The 22555-nt window shown below is 46.6% G+C and carries 18 protein-coding genes; 2 read left to right on the top strand and 16 right to left on the bottom strand.

What is annotated here, in order from left to right; all coding sequences use genetic code 11:
• Positions 1-382: 382 nt before the first annotated feature.
• Positions 383-706, top strand: coding sequence for a DUF1540 domain-containing protein (locus LKD46_RS11370; RefSeq protein WP_118512551.1), 324 nt, complete (start codon positions 383-385; stop codon positions 704-706).
• A 123-nt stretch (positions 707-829) separates the two neighbouring features.
• On the opposite strand, the gene ftsZ is transcribed toward LKD46_RS11370, so the two are convergent.
• The 12 genes from ftsZ to LKD46_RS11310 all read right to left on the bottom strand — a co-directional run bounded on the left by ftsZ (position 830) and on the right by LKD46_RS11310 (position 17643).
• Positions 830-1981, bottom strand: a complete 1152-nt coding sequence (gene ftsZ / locus LKD46_RS11365) for a cell division protein FtsZ (RefSeq protein WP_118368794.1) — start codon at positions 1979-1981, stop codon at positions 830-832.
• A gap of 252 nt (positions 1982-2233) precedes the next feature.
• On the bottom strand, positions 2234-3517 hold the full coding sequence (locus tag LKD46_RS11360; RefSeq protein ID WP_227574162.1) for a cell division protein FtsQ/DivIB: 1284 nt from the start codon (positions 3515-3517) through the stop codon (positions 2234-2236).
• Entirely contained in the window at positions 3514-4794 is a 1281-nt protein-coding gene (gene murA, locus LKD46_RS11355) for a UDP-N-acetylglucosamine 1-carboxyvinyltransferase (protein ID WP_227574161.1), read from the bottom strand. The genes LKD46_RS11360 and murA overlap by 4 nt, the downstream gene beginning before the upstream one ends.
• A 27-nt stretch (positions 4795-4821) precedes the next feature.
• A complete protein-coding gene (locus LKD46_RS11350) occupies positions 4822-5922 on the bottom strand; it encodes an FtsW/RodA/SpoVE family cell cycle protein (protein WP_118512554.1) in 1101 nt (366 codons plus the stop codon).
• Between the two features lie 54 nt (positions 5923-5976).
• Positions 5977-7332: a UDP-N-acetylmuramoyl-L-alanine--D-glutamate ligase gene (gene murD, locus LKD46_RS11345; RefSeq protein ID WP_118368797.1), complete on the bottom strand. Its 1356-nt coding sequence runs from the start codon at positions 7330-7332 to the stop codon at positions 5977-5979.
• A gap of 14 nt (positions 7333-7346) precedes the next feature.
• Entirely contained in the window at positions 7347-8303 is a 957-nt protein-coding gene (gene mraY, locus LKD46_RS11340; RefSeq protein WP_118368798.1) for a phospho-N-acetylmuramoyl-pentapeptide-transferase, read from the bottom strand.
• Positions 8304-8366: 63 nt separating this feature from the next.
• Complete coding sequence (locus tag LKD46_RS11335) at positions 8367-10133, bottom strand: peptidoglycan D,D-transpeptidase FtsI family protein (RefSeq protein ID WP_227574160.1); 1767 nt, start codon at positions 10131-10133, stop codon at positions 8367-8369.
• Between the two features lie 67 nt (positions 10134-10200).
• Positions 10201-12270, bottom strand: coding sequence for a peptidoglycan D,D-transpeptidase FtsI family protein (locus LKD46_RS11330; protein ID WP_227574159.1), 2070 nt, complete (start codon positions 12268-12270; stop codon positions 10201-10203).
• Positions 12271-12300: 30 nt separating this feature from the next.
• A complete protein-coding gene (locus LKD46_RS11325; RefSeq protein WP_118623426.1) occupies positions 12301-12870 on the bottom strand; it encodes a hypothetical protein in 570 nt (189 codons plus the stop codon).
• A 22-nt stretch (positions 12871-12892) separates the two neighbouring features.
• A complete protein-coding gene (gene rsmH / locus LKD46_RS11320) occupies positions 12893-13828 on the bottom strand; it encodes a 16S rRNA (cytosine(1402)-N(4))-methyltransferase RsmH (RefSeq protein ID WP_118368800.1) in 936 nt (311 codons plus the stop codon).
• A 35-nt stretch (positions 13829-13863) separates the two neighbouring features.
• Complete coding sequence (gene mraZ, locus LKD46_RS11315; RefSeq protein WP_227574158.1) at positions 13864-14295, bottom strand: division/cell wall cluster transcriptional repressor MraZ; 432 nt, start codon at positions 14293-14295, stop codon at positions 13864-13866.
• A 303-nt stretch (positions 14296-14598) separates the two neighbouring features.
• Entirely contained in the window at positions 14599-17643 is a 3045-nt protein-coding gene (locus LKD46_RS11310) for a beta-galactosidase, LacZ type (protein WP_227574157.1), read from the bottom strand.
• Between the two features lie 140 nt (positions 17644-17783).
• Between LKD46_RS11310 and LKD46_RS11305 the strand changes: the two genes are divergently transcribed.
• Positions 17784-18590 (top strand): helix-turn-helix domain-containing protein, encoded by an 807-nt coding sequence (locus LKD46_RS11305; protein ID WP_015526109.1) that lies wholly within the window; start codon positions 17784-17786, stop codon positions 18588-18590.
• A gap of 194 nt (positions 18591-18784) precedes the next feature.
• Here the strand turns inward: LKD46_RS11305 and lgt are convergent, their stop codons facing one another.
• The 4 genes from lgt to rpe form a co-directional block, all read right to left on the bottom strand.
• The gene (gene lgt / locus LKD46_RS11300) at positions 18785-19903 is read right to left on the bottom strand and encodes a prolipoprotein diacylglyceryl transferase (RefSeq protein WP_110102939.1); all 1119 of its coding nucleotides are present in this window, start codon (positions 19901-19903) and stop codon (positions 18785-18787) included.
• Positions 19904-19959: 56 nt separating this feature from the next.
• The gene (gene ychF, locus LKD46_RS11295) at positions 19960-21057 is read right to left on the bottom strand and encodes a redox-regulated ATPase YchF (protein ID WP_044961563.1); all 1098 of its coding nucleotides are present in this window, start codon (positions 21055-21057) and stop codon (positions 19960-19962) included.
• A 145-nt stretch (positions 21058-21202) separates the two neighbouring features.
• Positions 21203-21877 carry a thiamine diphosphokinase gene (locus tag LKD46_RS11290; protein WP_021651620.1) on the bottom strand — a complete coding sequence of 225 codons (675 nt, stop codon included), beginning with the start codon at positions 21875-21877 and terminating at the stop codon, positions 21203-21205.
• Positions 21878-21879: 2 nt separating this feature from the next.
• Entirely contained in the window at positions 21880-22554 is a 675-nt protein-coding gene (gene rpe / locus LKD46_RS11285; protein ID WP_110102940.1) for a ribulose-phosphate 3-epimerase, read from the bottom strand.
• Position 22555: the final 1 nt, after the last annotated feature.

Raw genomic sequence — 22555 nt, 5'->3', positions numbered from 1 at the left:
CATTAATGTAGCTAAAGCCGCACAAAAAAAGCGCAGACAGATGTCCACACTTCAAACAATTACACCTGCGCACTGATGGTTGATCCGTTCGCAGTACTGTGCAATATTGACCTGAGTCGCTTATCTTCAGCGCTGAGGTGAGAGTGAACTCTGCTTTCTTTTCGCTACGTACTTTAAGAGGATACCATGGTGTCTGCTATTTGTCAACTGTTTTTTTATATTATTATGTATTTTTTTTGAGTATGATTTTTTCTTCTTTCGGACATACTATGCAACATCGGAATATGTCAGGCTTTATCGCAGTGCTGACGATCAGACAGGGTGCGCATTCCGGCAGGCTGACGGTTTCCGGTAAAATCATAATTATCAGGAGGACACTTTTATGACAAATCTTAAATGTTCCGCACACAACTGCTACTATAACAAAAATTCTCTCTGTTCCCGGGGAGCCATCAATGTTGAAGGAGCAGATGCACGTTATGCAGATGATACCGCCTGTGAAAGCTTCCGTGCTCAGGAAGAAGGTTCTGTAAAAAATGCCGCAGATCCCTGCTATGGGTGTGAGACCGTTAACATCGACTGCAAAGCACACAACTGTACCTACAATGAGCACTGCAAATGCACCGCAGCTTCCATCAATGTATCCGGTGCCAATGCTCATCGCTGCTGTGATACAAAATGTGATACTTTTCACTGCGAATGCTGATATCCTGAACGGAACTCCTGTTTCCATACAGAGCAGTCATTCCTGTTTCTTTTGATCGAAGAGTCAAAAAGATCCGGCAACGTTCCAGATGGAACCTCTGCCGGATCTTATCATGTTCATTTATTATCTGTTCTTAAGAAAATCCGGGATCTGGATGTCCTTTTTCTGAACAGTGCTTGTAGGAGCCTTTGTTCCAAACTGTGTGGAATTCATAGTCGGCAGGCTGAAGCTTGGCATGTTAAGGTTCATACCACCTGGCTGTGACTGGCTTGTTTTTTTGGTGTTTCCAAATACAGAATTGGACGCTCTGTTTCCAAATGGTGTATTCTGAAGGTTATTGTCTGTAAGACCTGTAGCAATAACTGTAATTCTTGCATAATCTGCAACAGAATCATCATACATCGCACCAAAGATGATGTTTGCCTCCTCACCTGTAAGCTCCTGTACATAGCTTGCAGCATCGTTGGCATCCATAAGAGAAATATCTCCGGAAATGTTGATGATCACATGAGTAGCGCCCTTGATGGTTGTCTCAAGAAGCGGAGAAGATACCGCCTGCTGTACAGCCTCCATAGCCTTGTCATCGCCTCTTGCCTCACCGATACCGATGTGAGCGATTCCCTTGTCTGTCATGACTGTCTGCACATCTGCAAAGTCAAGGTTGATCAGAGCCGGCAGATTGATCAGGTCTGTGATACCCTGTACTGCCTGCTGAAGAACTTCATCAGCCTTACGCAGTGCTTCCGGCATGGTTGTTCTTCTGTCAACGATCTCAAGTAACTTGTCATTGGGGATGACAATCAAAGTGTCAACTGCTTTCTTCAGATTCTCGATTCCCGCAAGTGCATTGTTCATACGGGTCTTTGCTTCAAAACGGAAAGGCTTGGTAACAACACCGACAGTCAGGATACCCATCTCTTTTGCCGCACCGGCGATCACAGGAGCAGCTCCGGTTCCGGTTCCGCCTCCCATACCACAGGTAACGAAAACCATGTCCGCTCCCTCGATGATCTTCTTAACTTCCTCAATGCTCTCCTCAGCTGCCTTCTGTCCAACCTCCGGCTGTGCGCCGGCGCCGAGACCTTTCGTAATTTTCTCACCAATCTGAAGTACAGTCGGAGCTTTACACAGTGTCAGAGCCTGTTTATCGGTATTAACACCTACAAACTCAACTCCGCCAATGGCCTCTTCCACCATTCTGTTTACCGCATTATTACCTGCGCCACCTACTCCAATTACAATAATTTTCGCAGAAGACTCAGCCTCATTCGTCATTATCTCTAACAATGTACTTCCTCCTTTATTTCTACCTGATATCCGATTCAGTGTAATAATCTATTCCAAGCTACATATACACATAGTTATATCATATATTTTTTTCGGCAATTAATCAACCATTAATTTTGTTTTTTTATACTTTTTTCACTAAATTTCGGCACTGTTTCTATTAACCGAAACATTTACAAAACAATCTCTGGCAAAATGCCCAAATACCGGTACTATACATTAAGAAAGCTTTTTTTATCTTTACTCATAATCGTACTCATCACTGTAATCGCTGTACGTATTTTCATCATAATCCTCAGACCCGTCTCCCAGATCACTGCTGTAATCAGCCTCTTTCCCGATGCTGTCCAGGCTGCTGTCTGAAGAATCTTCTTCATTTTCCGGATCTTCGGTATCCGTACTCTGAGCATCTGGATCTTCGGAGTCTGTTCCGTCTCCGGAGCTTTCTGCCGAGGCCCGATAATCCTCCAGAGTGCCTACGTAATTGCCATCACGGTCATATTCACTGACTCCGTCATAGCCGCCATCTTCCCGGTAACCACCCTTCCAGTTTCCTTTTTCTGCCATGGTTTCTTCTGTGGGGGCTTCGCCTACATAGGTCATGTTGGCATCGTACTCACCACTGCCTGTGTAATCTCCCTCTTCATCATAACCACCCACCCAGTTTTCCTGCGCATACTCCAGATCCGTCTGCGGTTTCGGTCCTACATAGTTACCATTTTCGTCATATTCGCCTTCTCCGGTATAATTTCCCTCCTCATCATAGCCACCGGTCCAGTTTTCTGCGGAAGTCTGGCTCTCATCCTGTTCCTGCTCCAGGGTAATGTTCTTGGAATTATCATTTACATTTTCTGCATGGAGAATTCCTTTTTTTCCGGAAATCATCGGAAGGATGGCCAGAACTCTGGTCATTTTGTCTTCCAGATATTCATCCTTTCCAAGTTTAACCGTGATATCCCCGTAAACAAGACTGATCTGTCCGTCATCTTCAAATTCAATGTGATCCGGAACCTTATCATTTTTTGCAAAAATAGTAGAAAGAGCAACTGCCGTGTTCATCACTGTTTCATCCTTGATGGGGAGTTTCTCGTTCTGGATCACTTTTTTGACTTTGATCCCGTCAAAAAACGGGATTTTTTCGTCACGTTCCGTGGACCCTTCCACAAAAATACCGTTTCTGTCAAAATAAATGTAACTGTCCAGATAAGGGATACAACCAACGATATCCTTCTCCTTCACACTGACACAGATGGTGTGCCGGTTCAGCCTTGTTACGGTATAGCCTTCTACAAAAGGAACATCTTTTGTGTTCTGCTTAGTATAAAGAAGCGGTGCAAAAACAGAATTGGATGCCAGCGGTCCCCTGAGTACCATCTTCCTGATCTGTTTTTCAGAATAATGGCTGCTGCCCATCACCTGCACTTCATCTACCTGATAATACGTAAAAAAGAAAATAATTCCTGCCAGCAGCAGGACAAGAAGTACGCCAACTGCTTTCAGTGACTTTTTTTTTGATGTTTTCATAAAGTTCCTCTGTCCTTTATCAGCAGACCGCCCAGTGCGGTCAGATCCTCACAGATATGTTCATAGCCTCTTTCTATGAAACAACAGCCCCGGATCCTGGTAATCCCCTGCGCGGCAAGTGCTGCGATCACAAGTGCCGCACCACCGCGAAGCTCCTCTGCTTCCACAGTACAACCGGTCAGGGGCTGCCCTCCGTATATCACAGCAACTCCATCCCGGATCTGGATCTGTGCTCCCATTTTACAGAGCCATGAAGCTGTTTTATATCTGTCTTCAAAAATCTTCTCGCGGATCCTGCTCACTCCCGGGATCGTGGCCAGTACCGCCATCGCAGGAGACTGCAGGTCTGTAGGAAATCCCGGATAAACTTCTGTTTCCAGAAGCTCCAGGGGAAAACCTGTATTTTTTCCGTTGACTATTAGTTTACCACCTACCCTGCGGCATTGTCCACCCATTTTCCGATATACATCCAGGATTCCACCCATTTCCTCCAGAGGCGGATTTTCCAAGATGATCTCTCCTCTTGTTGCCGCCGCTGCCATGAGATAGGTTCCGGCGACAATACGGTCCGGTGGAATGCAGTCATCGCCAGCTTCAAGCTTCTCCACCCCTTCAATACAGATACAGCCTTTTTCACGAATCCGGATCTTTGCCCCCATTCCGGTAAGATAATGGCAAAGCCAATAAATTTCCGGTTCGCAGGCACAGCCGTTAAGAACTGTTTTCCCCTCTGCAAGAACCGCTGCCAGAATGCCCTGTTCTGTAGCGCCTACACTTCTTTTTTGAAAAAACATCTCTGCACCTCGGAGTTTTCCACAGGATGCCCGGATCATCCCGCCGTTTTCCACCACAGCTGCCCCAAGGCGGCGTAAAACCTGGACATGAAGATCCACCGGCCGCTTCCCGATCACACAGCCTCCGGGATATCCTGTCTGTGCCTTTTTGCTCCGCCCCAGCATTGCTCCCATTAAGATCACGGAAGAACGCATTTTTCCGGAATAACACTCCGGTATCATGGTGCCGTCCGCATGGCTGCAGTCCAAATAAAGATCTTGACCTTCCCACCAGGTTTCTGCCCCCAGATATTTCAGGATCTTTTCCATCAAATATACATCACTGATTCTCGGGCATCCCCGCAGTACACTGGTCCCGGTGCTTAAGAGTGCTGCTGCCATAACCGGAAGTGCCGCATTTTTTGACCCCTGGATCCGGACGCTTCCATGCAACGGCCTGCCTCCGGTCACGATGATCTCATCGATCTCATTCAAGTATTCCACTCCTAAAAGGGCCTCTTACTTGTTATTCTATGTGATCCTTCCATGTCTGTGACTGCTGACACTTAAGGCCAGCCCCATTTCCCCCAGAAGAAAAACAACAGAAGTTCCGCCATAGCTTACAAAGGGCAGAGTGATCCCGGTGTTGGGAATCGTATTCGTTACTACTGCAACATTCAGGACTACCTGGATCGCCATATGTGCCATGATCCCGGCACACAGCAGCGTTCCCTGCAGATCCCGGCAGTTTAATGCCAGAATACAAAGCCTCCAGATCAGAATACCAAATAGAAAAAGTGTCAGAAAGGCTCCCAGTATCCCCGTTTCCTCACACACAATAGAAAATATCATATCATTCTGGGCTTCCGGGACAAATCCCAGCTTCTGCAGACTGTTCCCGAACCCCTTGCCAAAGATCCCTCCGCTTCCGATTGCATACAGGCCCTGTATGGTCTGAAATCCTTTTTCATATTTTTCCGGATCCCGCCAGATTGCCAGGCGTTCCAGACGATAACTCTCCGCAGCAAGAAAAACTGCAATAAATCCTGTCCCTGCACCTCCAAGCGCGAGAAACTGCAGATACCTGGGATTGGCCACAAAGATCAGCAGCACACCGATCCCCAGAATGATCACCGCTGTGCTCAAGTTATTGGAGCCCACCAGACCTGCTACCGGAAGCAAAGTCATCATAGTCCTGCAGATAAACCAGAATCCGGTTGTTTTGCTTTTTGTATTGCTGATCTGCCACACCAGAAACAATATCACTGCCACCTTGGAAAACTCCGACGGCTGAAAGGAAAGCGGCCCCAGGTTCAGCCACCTCTTCGACCCATTGATCTCCTGTCCGAAAAGCAGGACTGCAGCAGACAGAAAAAGTGATAAAATATAGGCAGCCGGCGCCAGCTTTACAGCCAGCCGGTAATCTATCCGTGATGCCAGATACATAACAAGCAGCCCCAGTGCCGTGGCAAAGAGCTGCTTTTTAAAATAATAGGCAGAGTCGTGGAAACGTACTCTGCCATTATATTCACTTGCCGAAAAAAGCGCCCCGAGTCCCAATACCACCAGAATCAGAACCAGTACCCAGAGAACGGTATCTGTCTTTCCGGTCTGTTTCTGTCCTGCCTTCATGCATGGCCTCCACAGTGGTCTTTATTTCAGCTTATGTATGTATTTTTCGGATTATTACAGTGCTTTCACATATTCCTTGAACATGTCACCGCGCTGCTCATAATTATCAAACTGTCCCCAGCTCGCACATGCCGGTGAAAGCAGAACTGCATCTCCGGGATTAGCTTTTTCCGCACAGACCCGGACAGCTTCCTTCAGATCCTCGCAGAGGATGATATCTGTAAATCCAAGACGTTCTGCTGCTGCTTTGATCTTCTCTTTCGTCTGACCGATGAGAACAAGATAACGGACTTTTCCGTCGAAGGATTCTATCCACTCATCATAGCTGGATTCCTTGTCATAGCCGCCGCCGATCAGAAGAGTCGGACGGTTCATTGCCTGAATCCCCTTGATGGCCGCATCCGGGTTGGTTCCCTTGGAATCGTTGTAATATGCAACACCGTTTTTCTCTGTCACATACTCGATCCTGTGTGGAACTGCCACAAACTCACAGACACTCCTGCGGATACTCTCCACAGAAACTCCCGCATAATATGCCATGGCTGCTGCTGCCATTACATTCTCGTGATTATGACGTCCCAGGATCTTAAGCTCTCCGGTTTTTACGATCGGGATCTCTTCTTTTTCTGTTTTGAGAATGATCTGGTCTCCGTCCAGATAGATTCCCCTATCCAGTTTGCGAAGACTTGAGAAATATACCACCTTCGGAACGATATTTTCACCGAATTTACGAAGGACTTCATCCTCGTAATTCAGAACACATACATCTTCCGGTCCCTGATTTTTGGTGATCAATTCTTTTACACGGATGTATTCCTCCATGGTATGATGACGGTTCAGATGGTCCTCTGTGATGTTGAGGATCGCACTTACCTTCGGGCGGAACTGGTCAATGGTCTCCAGCTGGAAGCTGCTGATCTCCGCAACAGTTACGGAATCCTCCCTCATCTCCAATGATTTGGATGTATATGCAGTTCCGATATTTCCTACAACAAATACAGATTCACGGGCATCTCCCATGATCTTTCCGAGGAGTGCTGTAGTTGTTGTCTTACCGTTGGTTCCTGTGATCGCAAGAACCTCTCCCTTGCCTGTACGGTAGGCAAGCTCCACCTCGCTCCATACCGGAAGGCCCTTTTCATAGAAGCTCTTTACCAGCGGAAGGTCTGTGGGAACTCCCGGGCTTAGCACTACGAGATCAAGACTGTCCAGCGCTCTCTCCGGAAAATCTCCGGCCCAGATCTCCGGAGTGTATTTTCCGTTTGTTTTATGTAAAACTACCTCTTTATCAAGATCTGCGTTTCCGTCATAGATCACCGGCTGTGCTCCTGCACTTCCAAGCAGATCAGCTGCTCCGATGCCGCTTTTTCCGGCTCCGAAAACGAGAACCTTTTTTCCTTTTAAATCCATTTTTCTGTTCCTCCTTATAATGCCAGGAGAGCGATCAGGCACATAATAGCAGTTACAACAGAGAACACTGCAACAACCCGTGTCTCGGACCACCCACAAAGCTCAAAATGATGGTGGATAGGCGCCATCTTGAAAATTCTTTTTCCGTGTGTTGCCTTGAAATAGGATACCTGGAGCATAACAGACAATACCTCCACAAGGTAGATCAGTCCGACCAGGATGATAAACAGCGGCATCTGCATGGCATAAGCCACACCAGCCACAAAGCCCCCCAATGCCAGAGAACCGGTGTCTCCCATAAATACCTTGGCAGGATATACATTAAACAGAAGGAATCCCATAAGACTGCCCACAACTGCACAGGTGATCGGTTCCACACCACTTTTCATTCCAAGGGAAACCACCGTAAAGAATACTGCCACGATCAGGGTAACACTGGAAGCCAGTCCGTCAAGTCCATCCGTAAAATTGACTCCGTTTACTGTACCGATCACCGCAAAGAACAGTACCGGAACCGCAAACCATCCCAGGTTCAGATAATGTCCGCTCCAGAACGGGATCTTCATAGTCAGGGATACGTTGGAATAATTTACAAGATAAAAAGCAAATACAGCTGTCACAACGATCTGCAGTGCCATTTTCTGCCATGGCAGAAGTCCGTCAGAACGCTTCAGGACTACCTTCAGATAATCATCCAGAAATCCGATCAGTCCAAATCCCAGTGTCAGGAAAAGTACCGGGATGATCATCGGATAATCTCTGATATAAAACAGTGATGTTACAGTTGTTGCAATGAGAAAGATCACTCCACCCATAGTAGGGGTGCCATTCTTTTTCAGGTGAGACTGCACACCCAGCTCTCTCTCTGTCTGTCCCATTTTAAGTCTTCTTAAAAAAGGGATAACAATCGGTCCTAATACAAGGCTGATCGCAAATGAGATCAGCACAGGGATCACAACATGAAACTCCATCCTCACACCTCTAATTCTTTCGTTTTTTTATACTTCTTCAACAGTATAAGGCTTTTATCCTCATTAATCAACCCCATCTGCCCGGTTTTCCCCGGATGGAGTTTCCGTAACTGTCCTCTCGATTCCAAGATAGGGAAGTACATTTTCAAAAATACTGCGTACCACCGGTGCGGCAATGATCCCACCATAATACATACCCTGGGGTGCATAGATGATACAAAGAGCCAGGACCTTCGGGTCCTCTGCCGGGGCAAACCCCAGGAATGAAGAAATATATCTGCCGGAGCCTCTGGGCAGTGTCTGAGAGGTAGCTGTTTTTCCCCCAATGGAAACCCCCTGGATCCCGGCATTTTTTCCGGAGCCTTCTGAAACTACAGTTTCCAGGATCGTACGTACTGTCCGGGAAGTCTCACCGGACACAATCCCGCTTTCCACCGGATATTCCAGTGTCCGCACCTTTGTTCCGTCCGCACTTTCCACGCTGATCCCAAAATGAGGTGTGATCCGGTTTCCGCCATTGATGATCCCACTGACGGTTGTTGCAAGCTGGATCGGTGTGATCTGAAACGACTGGCCAAAGGATACCGTGGCAAGCTCCACCTCTCCCATATTTTTGGGGTTATGCATGATCGTTCCGGCCTCTCCCGGAAGATCTATTCCTGTTTTTTTTAAAAGTCCGAACTGTTTAAAATATTTGTAATAACGGTCTGTCCCAAGCCGCAGACCCACCTCAATAAATACCGGGTTGCAGGAGTTCTGGGCACCTTCTACAAAACTCTGCGCACCATGTCCGGTTCTCTTTGCACAGTGGATCCGCCGGTCCTCCACCACCTTATAGCCCGGACAGAAAAAACGATCCTCTGTTGACACAACACCTTCTTCCAGTCCCGCTGCCATAGTGATGATCTTAAAAGTCGAACCAGGTTCATAGGTATCATTCAGGCAGGGATTTCTCCACATCCGGTTCAGAAGATCCTGCTTTTTTTCTCCCTCTGCTGCTGTTTCTTCTGTATTCAGAGTAAACGGATCGTTCAGATCAAATTCGGGCACATTGACACAGGCATAGATTTCTCCGTTCTGAGGGTTCATAAGTAGTATGGATACTCTCTCCGCCTGTTTTTCTTCCATGACTTTACCGGCTGCCTGCTGCACATATTCCTGGATATTAACATCCAGACTGGTACGCAGAGTATTTCCTGACACCGGTTCCTTCCTCCGTTCTCCGGTTCCGTCGATCTCCACACCACGTGCATCCGTAACTGTGAGGATCTTCCCGGGCTCTCCTTTCAGGATCTCATCGTATTTTACTTCAAGACCAATGATTCCCTGATTATCGCCTCCGGTAAATCCCAGTACTTTTGAAGCGAGAGATCCATAAGGATAATATCTCCGATAATCCTCATCTACCTTCACTCCTTCAAGGTCATATTCCCGGATCCTGTCTCCAATGCTTTTTTCCACATTTGTCTGTATTCTTTCAATAGAAGAAACTTTTTCAACTTTTTTCCGGATTTCCTCTTCTTTCACAGACAATACTCCGGAAAGTACCCGGATCACTTTTTCCGAATCTTTGATCTGGCTGTGTATCACCGATACGGTGCAGACTGTCCGGTTATCTGCCAGAATATTTCCCCTGATGTCCAGGATCTTTCCCCTGGCTGCTTTTATGTCACGTTCTCTCTCATGAAGATTCTCAGCCTTTTTTGAATAATATTCTGCCCGGACGTTCATAAGATACCAGAGTCTTCCCACAAGTCCCAGAAGAAGCATTATGCAGATCAGAAAAACCACCCATATTTTTTTCCTGTGATAAACCATGGTCCGGATCATAAAAAAATCCCTCTCAGAGGTAGTCACTGTAATATATGACGTTCCCCTGAGAGGGTATTCTTTTTATCTATTCCAGACCGGCCTCCTCGTTGGTGAGACCTTCGCTCTGCATATCGTTATTATCTTCGGTGTCACTGTCCTCCGACTCATCTTCCGGCGGACTTGGTACATTCTCATCGGAAATTGCCTCCTTCTGCCCGTCTGCGCCGGTTCCTGTTGCAGAATCGCTGATTCCCTTAAAAAGTTCCCACAGTTCTGTAGTCGGAACTTCTCCATCCTCTGCCTCATCCGGCTGTACATTCAGATACGGAAGTGCTTCGGAAAGGATTCCCTGTGCAATGTACTGTGCGTACGTACTGCTTGCCTGATCATCTACCTTCGGCTCATCCACAACTACATAGATCACAAGTGCCGGATCATCTACCGGTGCAAATCCGATAAAAGATACCAGATACTTGCCATTGCCTCGCGGAAGCTTCTCGGCAGTACCGGTTTTACCACCTGAGCTGTAGCCCTGCACCTTGGAGGTACGGCTGGTACCATGGTCTACACTGGCTGCCATGTAGGAACGGATGTCTGCAGATATCTTCTCGGAAATCGTCTGCTTCATCAGTGTCGGAGAGATCGTTTTTACGATTCCGCCACTGCTGTCCTTGATCTTCGTCACCAAATGAGGCTGATAGTAGTATCCTCCATTGATCACAGAACACATTGCATTGATCTCCTGGATCATGGTCAGTGTATATCCCTGTCCAAAAGCAGAGCATGCAAGCTCCGTTTCTCCCATGGTATCGCTGGTATGGATCACACCGCTTCCCTCATTGGGAAGATCGATACCGGTTCTTGTTCCGAAATTGAAAACGCTTTGTGTCTTAAGGAAATTATCTTTTCCCATCTTTGCTGCGATCTGCATCATACCATCGTTGCAGGAATTGGCAATGACATCGGAAAGAGCTTCTGTCCCGTGAGCATCCGGCCATACCGCACATTTGATGAAAGTAGTCGCACCTTCCGCTCCAAAAGACTGTCCGCCGTCACAGACAAAATTATCGCTCTCGGAAATCGCTCCCATTTCAAGTGCGGAGCCCATAACGATAGGCTTTACAACCGATCCCGGCTCGTAGGCATCTGTCACGCAGAAATTACTCCACATTCCGTTCAGCGCATCTACGGTCTCCTCATCGTTCATGGCATCGATCTCACTCTGGGAATACACGTTTGAAAGATCTCTCGGGTTATTCAGATCATAACGGTCACCGCCATCCATTGCCAGGATCTCTCCTGTTTTCGGATCCTCGATGATCACGCCTACATTTTTGGCTCCCATCTTTTCTTCAAAGGTATTTACGTATTTTTCCACGATCTGCTGAAGTCCCAGATCCAGCGAAGTCTCAATGCTTTTGCCATCCGTCGGTTCGATAATCGTCTGTTCTACGTCGGAATTGTTGTTGATGTATCCGTATTGTCTTCCATCCACGCCGGTAAGTGTCGCATTGTAATATCCTTCCAGTCCGGCATCCGCCACATCTCTGGAAAGTGTAAATCCAATGGTATCACAGGCAGTCTCATTAAACGGATAAGATCTGAGATAATCTTCTTCAAACCATACACCTGTGATCCTGGAACGTTCTTTCAGCTGCGTGGCAGTCAGTTCACTGTCGTCTCCCGGATCTTCGTATTTTTCGAAGGCTTTTTTGTCGTCCATGGAGATCTGTTTCTTTACGATCTGATACTGACTTTCCTTTGTACCGCTGTCGGTGAGAAGCTTCCGCATCTCATCTTCATCAAGTCCCAGAACTTCTACAAGCGCCTTGATGGTAGGCTCCACGGAATCCTGATCCTTATTGACCTCCAGACAGTCAAGGATCACATTATAGACCTTGTTGCTGGTTGCCAGGATATTCCCGTTTCGGTCATAGATATCTCCTCTTTTTGCCGGGAGTGTCTGATTTTCATATTTCTGCTGAGCCTGACTCAGCACCTGCTTTCGATATTTGCTTCCGCTGGTGGCATTGATATAGGTAATTCTTGCCACCAAACCGACTAAAGCCAGCAACACTAAGGAAAATAGTACTGCCAGCTTTTTCTTCATACTGTAATTTATTTTTTTTACCGGCCTGCGCCTTCTTGTACTCAATCGATCACCTGCTTAAAAACTGTACTTCTGCTACTTGTGTGTGTCCACATCCTGATACTGTCTCACATAACTGTTTCCTTCAGTGGTATAGGTCTGTATCTGATCCTCCGAAGGATATTTCATTCCAAGCTCGCCGATAGCTTTTTTCTTGATCTCGCTGATATCCACTGTAGAAGTGACCTGACTGTAATATGCATCGTTATCTTCTTTCAGCTGTGCAAGCTCAGATTCCAGATTTGCAACATTTTTCATACTCGCCGTGATTTCGGATTTTACCTGAAGATAATTGATACAGGTAAAAAGTACTGCGATGGAAACTGCCGTAAGAAACAGAACGAACCCCTTGTTCATGGCCATTGCCTTTTCCCGGTTCCGCTGTGCCTGTCTGCTCACCACCTGTTTTGCCGGTGTCACAGGTACTGCGGATTTCTGTTTTCTTTTCTGAGCCAGCCGTCGCCTTTCCTGTATCTCGGGCAGATCAGTCCTCTGAGGAACTTCCTGCAACCGTTTTACCGCATTTCCCTGAACATACATTTCTCTGCTGTTCCTGACGGTATTTCGATTTCTTCTGGCTGTAGTCCCTCTTCCTGTCTTCGCCATTTGCCTACCTTCCATCTCTCAACTACATTTTCCGTTCAAAAATACGAAGCTTCGCACTTTTGGATCTCGGATTCTCTTCCATTTCCTCTTTTCCCGGTAAGATCGGTTTCCTTGTGATCACCTTACCCTTGGATTTCTTTCCGCATACACAGACCGGAAAATCCGGCGGGCAGGTACAGGGATTTTCATTTTTTCGGAAAATGGTCTTGACAATCCTGTCTTCCAGAGAATGGAATGTAATGATACAGATCCTTCCTCCGTCATCCAGGAGATCGATCATGCCGTCCAGGGAATCCCTGAGCACGTCAAGCTCCCGGTTGAGCTCAATACGTATTGCCTGAAAAGTCCTCTTGGCCGGATGTCCTCCTGTAGCCTGTATTTTCATGGGGATCGCACCCCGTATGATCTCTGTCAGTTCTCCGGTTGTCCGGATCGGTGCCTGCTCTCTGGCAGCCACAATGTGTTTCGCTATATTTTTGGCAAATTTGTCTTCGCCGTAATCACGGATAATACGATACAGTTCACGTTCCTCATAGCCGTTGACAATATCACCGGCTGTACGGCTCTGTCTTCTGTCCATTCGCATGTCCAGAGGAGAATCGTACCGATAAGAAAAACCTCTCTCTTCATTATCCAGCTGATAAGATGACACTCCTAAATCCAGCAGGATCCCGTCCACCTTCTCAATGCCACGGGATCTCAGCTCATCTGCCATGTAACAATAATTGCTGCGAATGATTGTCACCTGATTAAAGGCTGACAGCCGTTCACTCGCAGCAATTATCGCATCCTGGTCTTGATCTATGCCAATAAATCTCCCCTTGGCAGAAAGTTTCTTACACACCTCTGTGGCGTGTCCCGCTCCTCCTAAAGTGCCATCCACATAGATTCCATCCGGCTTTACCCTTAAGCCGTTAATGGTCTCATCGAGTAATACAGATTTATGCTTAAATTCCATATCCGTCTCCTGTGGGATTTCTACCTGCGTTATGCTCAAATGACGATTCCTATGTTCTGCATGCTTTCCGCAATGCTGTCCATATCATCATAATTGCAGTTCTCGCTCCACTTCTCTTTGCTCCAAACCTCGATCCGGTTCAGATTACCCGTAAGCACCACATCCTTATCCAGATCAGCAAACTGGCGCAGCGTCTGCGGCACCAGGATTCTTCCCTGCTTATCCAGCTGACATGCTGTAGCTCCGGCTACAAAGAAACGTGAAAAGGTTCTTGCGTCTTTATTTGTAAGTGGTAATGCTCGGAGTTTCTCTTCAAAGGCAACCCATTCATCCATCGGATAAATAGAAAGGCAACCATCCAACCCTCTTGTCAGTACGAACTCTTCCCCTAAGAGTTCCCTGAACCTGGAAGGGATGATCAGACGCCCCTTCGCGTCGATCGTATGATTATACTCGCCCATGAACATGAAACCCACCTACTCTCGTGAAACACGATTCTCCCCTTCGTGTTTCCAGGGCGCAAATGGTGTATTCTGCCACTCATCCCCATTCGCTACCACTATTCACCACTTTCTACCACTTATGTAATCATTTTAAACTATTTACCATGAAAAAACAAGTGCATATCCAAGTTTTTTTTCATTTCATGAAATATCCACAGGTTTTTTTTCAACCTGTTTATTTTCTGTGCATTATTATGAAACGAAAAAGCTTCCGGACAGTCGCCGGAAGCTTTTTTCTGACTTTATGTTCTGTTATTTTATGACATTTTAAAGACCTTTGAACGCAAAGGAAAATTTCATCTTTCCATTGGTATCCAGGAGGTATTCCGGATGCGTGCGGGCACCCCAGCTGTCATCTCCTCCAACACCCATCTGCGCCTTTGCAGCACGGACAACGGTATAATGGACTGCCGGAAGCTCATAGGGATGCATGGCATTTTCCATTTCATGAGGAGTATATGGAAGTGCTGAGAACATCATCGGGCCGTTTTCTTTATCCATCTCAAAGAGCATTCCTCTACCCTTTCTGTCTGTGATCTTTGCCCAGCGTACTTCCTCTTTGTTTCCGCATTCCTGCGGCACAAGATAGCGTGCCATATTGTCTGTCACGAGATTCTCATAAATGCCGAGTTTTGCGCCATGCTTCCGGTCTGCATAAGTCTCTGCCGGTCCCAGGCCGTACCACTGAACATGATCATAATCCGCATTGAATTTAAAGAGTACTCCGAACTCCGGCATATCGCCCAGCTCTTTTACAGGATCATAGGTCAGCGTTGTCTTTACTCTTCCATCTCCGGTTACCTCATAGGCAAGGCGGCATTCACTGGCAGGCGTAGTTGGCAGGATGTAGGTAAAAGCAACCTCCACGCTGTTTTCGTGAACCGTTGTCTCCGGAGCATTGGCCGGACCATACATACCTTTTCGGTAATCCTTATGACTTGCGTACATGCTGGCGATCTTCCACTGTGCATAACGCATCTGCATCAGACTTCCGCAATCATTATCTGTAGGTGCTCTCCAGAAGTTGGGCTTCGGGATCGCTTCGATCATTTCTCTTCCTGCATATTTATACGAAACCAGGCCACCATTGAGAACGGAGAACAGCACTTCGAAATTTTCCCCGCGGACACCGATGTTATGAAGGCTTCTCACAAGCTCCACGCCACACGCAGGAGCTTCCGGTGATCCTTCCACCTGATAAACATACTGGCCGAAAGCAACCTCATGTCCTGCCTCTGCCCAAAGTGTTTTTTCTCTGAGAAGGAAGGCTACGGTTACCGTATATTCGCCCGGGCGCTGCTGTTTTCCAAATGGAAGTCTGTAGGTCTGTTGGCTTAAAGGCTTCACCGCTGTATCCAGTGTCTCTGTGCGGAGAACATGACCGTTCTTTGCAAGAGTTACTTCACATCGGAATGTGTCCGTATTTACAAAAAGATTTTTGTTGATGATCTTAACAGAATCCTCACTTACCTGCGCAGTGATATTCTGGTAGTTGAATTTTACCTCCTGCATCTTTGGTGAAGCATCTCTGTCTCCGCCGTATGCGATACCGTTTCCACTGAAATTATAATCTGTAGGACGTTCACCGAAGTCTCCGCCGTATGCCTGGAATTCTTTACCGTAACGGTCTTTTTTGTAAATAGACTGATCAATGTAATCCCAGATAAAGCCACCCTGATATTTCGGTTCTGTATCTGTAAGATCTGTATATTTATGCATTGCACCGCAGGAATTTCCCATTGCATGGGTATACTCACAGCAAATAAACGGCTTGCTGTCATCCTTTGCAAGGAACTCCCGGATTGCTTCTACGGAAGGATACATCTGGCTTTCCATGTCACTGGTGGCATTGTAGCTGCGGTCATGGAAAACTCCCTCATAATGTACCAGTCTTGTAGGATCATTCTTGTGGTAGAACTCAGACATCTCAAAGATATCTTTTCCACCAAAGGATTCATTTCCACAGGACCAGATCAGGATCGCCGGGTGGTTCTTGTCACGCTGATACATGGAATTTACACGGTCCAGCATCATGCCCAGCCATTCCGGTTTGTTGTGCGGAACGATATCCGTGTGATCTCCGGTAAATTCTGCTATATCCCAGGTTCCGTGAGATTCCAGATTGTTTTCTGCGATCATGTAAATACCATATTCATCACAGAGACGGTAGATCTGAGATGCATCCGGATAATGACAGGTACGGATCGCATTGATGTTGTTCTGTTTCATGGTCACGATGTCTTTGAGCAGTTCCTCCCGGGACACATGTCTTCCTGTGACAGAGCTGAACTCATGGCGGTTCACACCCTTGAATACGATACGTTTTCCGTTAAGGGTCATGATACCATCCTTCATTTCAAAACGGCGGAAACCGACTTTCTCCGGGATGATCTCCTGGAGCTTTCCGCTTTCATCACTGATCTCCAGCTCCAGATCATAGAGATTCGGCTCTTCTGCACTCCAGAGAAGGGGATCCTGAATCTCCCAGGTACAGGTATCCTCTCCGTTCAGAGATCTTTCCTCCTGCAAAAGGATCTCTCCCTTTCCGGAAAGTGTAAGCTTCATTTTTCCTTTTCCCCAGGTACTGGTCACGATCTCAAGCTCGGCTTTTTTGAGAGTTTCATCCGGAATGGCACGGATCCTGAGATCATATACATGGACATCCGGTACCGTAAACAGATAAACATCTCTGTAAATTCCGGAAAAACGGTAAAAATCCTGATCCTCGCACCAGCTGCTGGCTGTCCATTTAAACACCTGTGCCGCCAGCTTGTTCTCGCCGTCCTTCAGATATTCCGTAAGCTCGAATTCTGACGGAGTAAAAGAATCTTCACTGTATCCCACAAATTTTCCATTGAGCCACAGAGCCAGGCCGCTCTCTGCTCCCTGGAATGAAACAAATACTCTTTTTCCTTTCATGCTCTCCGGCACATGGAAATATCTCACATAGCTTGCCACCGGGTTAAAACGTTCCGGGATCTGTCCCGGATGAAGTTCTTCATGGCCTTCCCACGGATACTGGACATTGGCATACTGCGGTGCATCATATCCTTCCATCTGGATATGTGCCGGCACATAAATGTCCTCCCAGTCCTTACAGGAATATGCTTCTTCCTCAAAGCCTGGGATAGCAGATGCATAATTCCGTGCATAATGGAACTTCCAGAGACCATTCAGACTGTGACGGAAAGAAGTTTTCCCATCTTCTCTCTCTTCCTCACAACGATAATATGTATGATCTGAGTGGGCATCCATTCTTCCGTCGCTGAAATACCGGGGATCTTTTAACAGAGAATGATCAAATTTTTTCATTTTTTCCTCCTGCCCGGCAGATTCTGTTTTTTCTGCCGGATCCTTCGTTTTTTATGCTATGATCATTATAGTATAATCCACCGGATTATGGTATAATATGTTTCGCCAAAATATATAACATTTAGAAACAGGTGAATATCATGTCGATCTATTTCAGAAACACTCCGGTCAGTGCTCCCTTCATGTTTGAATCTCTTGGGAACCACTGGAATCAGGTTAATATCTTCCGTCCGGACGGATATCCGTATTATCATTACCTCCAGACTGAAAAGGGTACCGGACGCATTGAAGTCCGTGGAAAATTTTATACTCTCGGAGCCAACGAGGGCATCCTCATCGCCCCCGGTGTCCCTCATTCCTATCACAGGGAGTCTACTTCCTGGACCACGATGTTTGCCACCTTCACAGGAACACTGGCAGGCAGCATTCCTTCCATGACAGACAACCAGGAAGTGATCCTTATCGAAAAGGAACAAGGAGCCAGTATCCGGAAAATGATTTCTTCTACCTTGCGTAAATATCATCAGCCCACACCGGATATGAAATCTCTTTCTTCCGACTGCTATAATTTTCTTATGAATTTTACAGACTGTGCAGCTTCTCCGAAGATACAGGATAATCCTCTCTACCAGAGATATGTGATCCCGGTAATAAAAGAAATCGAAACCGGTTATCAGCAGGATATCACTGCAGCGCAACTGAGCCGGAGCGTTTTTGTCTCTCCGCAGTATCTTTCCCGTCTGTTCCGCCGTTTTATGGGCTGCTCGGTTTACGAGTACGTTACCATGTACCGCATCAGCCGCGCACGTGAGCTTCTGCTTTCCAGACCGGATATGAAGATCCAGGATGTTGCCGGCGCTTCCGGATTTTCCGATGCCAGCCACTTTATCGCCATGTTCCGTAAAGTCACAGGCACAACTCCTCTGGATTTCCGAAAGATGTACTGATATATTTCTACTGCACAGCACAAAAACTGCCCTGCCGGAAACGTCGTAGAAGACGTTTTCTTGCAGGGCAGTTTTCTGCTGCTCTTATCAGCCAAATGCCGGTATCCTATCCTATATTCTGATCCATCAGACAAAAGCATCTGTATCCTATATCTGTTTGATCTCAGTTTCCGTAATATAATTCCAGAATACGGTCAACTCTTTGGCTGGCCTCCAGATTCTTCAGAAGATCGCTCCTGCTCCTGATCTGGCTGTCCAGCTTCTTCCGTTCCTCCTGCAGCTGCTGCAAAAGTGACGCTTTCCGAAGAGCTTCCTCTTTCTTCTGTATCTCGTTCTGATCCATTTTTTTCTCCCTGTACAGTCTCTGTTTCCAGATTCTCTGCTACATTTTCCCGTTGCTGTTCCGCTTCTTTCTCTGCCTGCTGATCTTTCTCGATCCTTCTCATCCGTACTTTTGCCCGCTTTCTGGACATCACGCGTTTCACTGCAACTACCACGGTGCAAAGAACAAAAAGTATTACCGAGATCACCAATGAAACATCCACGCCGGTTCCCGGAAACAGTATTTTATCTGTGCGGAACCACTGGAGCACTGCTCTTCCAAGACCATAGCCTGCCAGATATCTCAGAAAGATCTCTCCCTGAAATACTTTTTTGCGAAGCAGCATCATAAGCACCAAAAGCACAAGCAGACACCAGAGACTTTCATAGAAAAACAAGGGCTGTACCAAAATCCAGGTACCACCGTCCACGGTTTGAAGCTTTTCACGCATAGCCATGGTGACCTCTCCTGCCCGTACCGCAGTCAGCGGCAGCTGCATGGAAAAAATGTTGTCTGCATATTCCCCGAAAGATTCTCTGTTAAAAAAGCTTCCCCACTTTCCTATTATCTGCCCGATCAGAAGTCCCATGCAGGCAAGATCTGCCATCTGCCAGAAGGATTTCTTTCGGATCCTGCAGTAGACCGCACCACCCAGCACACCGCCCAGAAGTCCGCCATAAAACATAAGTCCTCCGGACCGTATATTCAGAAGCTGTCCCGGATCATTTTTATAAAGGCTCCAGGAAAAAGCCGCATAAAGCAGCCTTGCCCCTGCCACACCGGAAAGTAGCGTTATGATGGCCAGATCCAGATATGCATCCGGATCTTCATGATTTCTTCTGGCTTCCAGTACCACAAAAAAGATTCCCAGAAGCATTCCTATCGCGATCAGGACGCCATAGATCGTGATCTCAAAGCCAAAAATCTCAAAGGATCTCGGCACATGATCCAAAACCAGATTTAATCCGGGAAACCGAATTGACATATCCATAAAATCACCTGTTATAATTTTTCAGCTTACAGCCGGTATTTCACAGACGTTGGTGATCACACGTTAAATCTGAATAAGATCACATCTCCGTCCTGTACAACGTACTCTTTTCCTTCCATACGTACAAGGCCCTTCTCTCTGGCACCTGCATAGGAACCGCAATCCAGAAGATCCTGATAATTCACAACCTCTGCTTTGATAAATCCACGTTCAAAGTCTGTGTGGATCTTACCTGCTGCCTGCGGTGCCTTGGTTCCGATCTTGATGGTCCATGCTCTTGTCTCATCCTCTCCTGCTGTCAGGAAACTCATAAGTCCAAGAAGGTGATAGCTTGCGCGCACCAGCTTCTCCAGGCCGGATTCTGTCAGTCCCAGATCCTCAAGGAACATCTTTCTCTCATCCTCGTCCAGCTCGGAGATTTCCTCCTCGATCTGCGCACAGATCACAAATACCTCGCTGTTCTGTTTGGCAGCGTATTCACGTACTGCCTGTACATACTGATTGTTCGCCCCATCATCTGCGATATCATCCTCTGCAACGTTAGCCGCATAGATCACCGGTTTTGCAGTAAGAAGATTATAGGTTGCAAGCCATGCATCCTCATCTTCGTTCTCTGTTTCCAGAGTAATGGCAAGCTGTCCCTCTTCCAGATGCGCCTTTACTTTTTCAAGGAATGCAAGCTCTTTGGCAGCTTCCTTATCCATACGTGCAGTCTTGGTAACCTTGGCAATTCTTCTCTCGAGGATCTCAAGATCAGAGAAAACAAGCTCCAGATTAATAGTCTCGATATCGCGGAGCGGATCAATGCTTCCATCTACATGAACAACATTAGAATCCTCAAAGCAGCGTACCACGTGAACGATAGCATCTACCTCACGAATATTTGCAAGGAACTGGTTTCCAAGTCCCTCTCCCTTAGATGCGCCTTTTACAAGACCTGCAATATCGACGAATTCGATCACTGCCGGTGTTACTTTTTTTGATTTATAAAAATCTCCGAGAAGATTCAGTCTCTCATCCGGAACGGTTACAACACCCACATTGGGGTCGATAGTACAGAACGGATAGTTTGCGGATTCTGCTCCGGCTTTTGTCAGTGAATTGAATAATGTACTTTTTCCTACGTTAGGAAGACCTACGATTCCTAATTTCATCTCTCTATATACGTCCTTTCGATATATTTATTTACAGTATTTTTCAGATACTCTTTAAACAGGCCTTTCCGTTTTTCAGGCCATTCCTGTCCCATATTACCATACACAGCCTGAAATCGCAACTGTGAGGCAATTATTGTTACTGTCAGTCCCTGGACATGATCATCAGAAGCTGCCCGCTTTCATACAGGATCTCTGCGGTTTCTTCCGAAATCTCATTGCTGACGGTCAGGCCACTGTCTTCTACTGTCAGATGATATCCGTTCAGCGGATACTTAAACCCCCTCAGAGTGAGGCCTGTCACATCACCTCCCACAGTAAAGAATGAAACATATTTTCCAAACTGCTCCTCTCTGTGCAGTATGGTTCCACTTTCTGCAAGTGTGATATAATTCCACTGATCTGCGATCGCAATACGAACGCCCTGTTCCTTACCCATGGAAAGCAGTCCCAGATTCGCCAGCACATGATCCAGCCTTGTGCCGGTAGCTCCCAGGATCAGGATATCCTTTGCACCCTTGCGAATCATCTGGTTTACCGCAGACTGTGTATCCGAATCATCCTTCTCTGGCTTCAGCCTGATGATCTCCGGTCCCTTCAGGCTTTCCATATATTTTTGGCCTTCTTCGGAAAGACTGTCAAAATCCCCAATTGCAAGATCCGGAATAAATTCCCGGTTTTTCATAAACCATTCCATCCCCTTATCTGCAGCAACAAGAGTGATTTTCTCTCCTCGGCTTTCTTCTATTCTTTTTTTTAAAAAATCGAGGGCAAAACCATTCTGGATATTGCCCCCGCTGATTATTATTGTATCGATCATTTTCAGTCCAGCTCTTTTTTGATATTGTGGATTTTTTCTGTAATGTGTCTTACATTGGCTGCCACATCGCCCTTAAATACCCAGGAACCTGCGACCATGAGGTTTGCACCGGCACGCATAACAGTCTCCAGTGTATCATCATTGATACCACCATCTACCTGAATGTCAACATCCAGCTCTTCTTCATCAATAAGCTCACGAAGCTCCTGGATCTTCTCCGTGCATTCGTCCATGTATTTCTGTCCGCCAAATCCTGGCTGAACAGTCATTATCAGCACCATATCTACATCTTCAAGAAGATGGCTGATGTCATTTACCGGTGTGGATGGCTTGATCGAAACTGCCGCCTTTACCCCTGCTGCCCTGATCTGCTCCAGTGTACGCTCCAGATCCTCACATGCCTCCGCATGTACAGTAATGGAATTTGCTCCGCATTCTACAAAATCGCGGATATATCTTTCCGGTTCTGTTACCATCAAATGTACGTCGAAAAACATGTTGGATTCTTTCCGGATCGATTTGATCACCGGCATTCCAAAAGAAATGCTGGGAACAAAATCTCCATCCATAACATCAATATGCAGATATTCAACGCCTTCCTTTTCCAGAATTTTGATCTGTTCTCCCAGTCTGTTAAAATCTGCTGATAAGATCGACGGGCACAATCGGTATTCCATG

Origin of the sequence: Blautia fusiformis (genome assembly GCF_020686995.1) — a bacterium.
Taxonomy (GTDB): domain Bacteria; phylum Bacillota; class Clostridia; order Lachnospirales; family Lachnospiraceae; genus Blautia_A; species Blautia_A fusiformis.
Note: the sequence above shows the minus strand (reverse complement) of the source record. Positions and strands in the feature narration are given on the sequence as shown.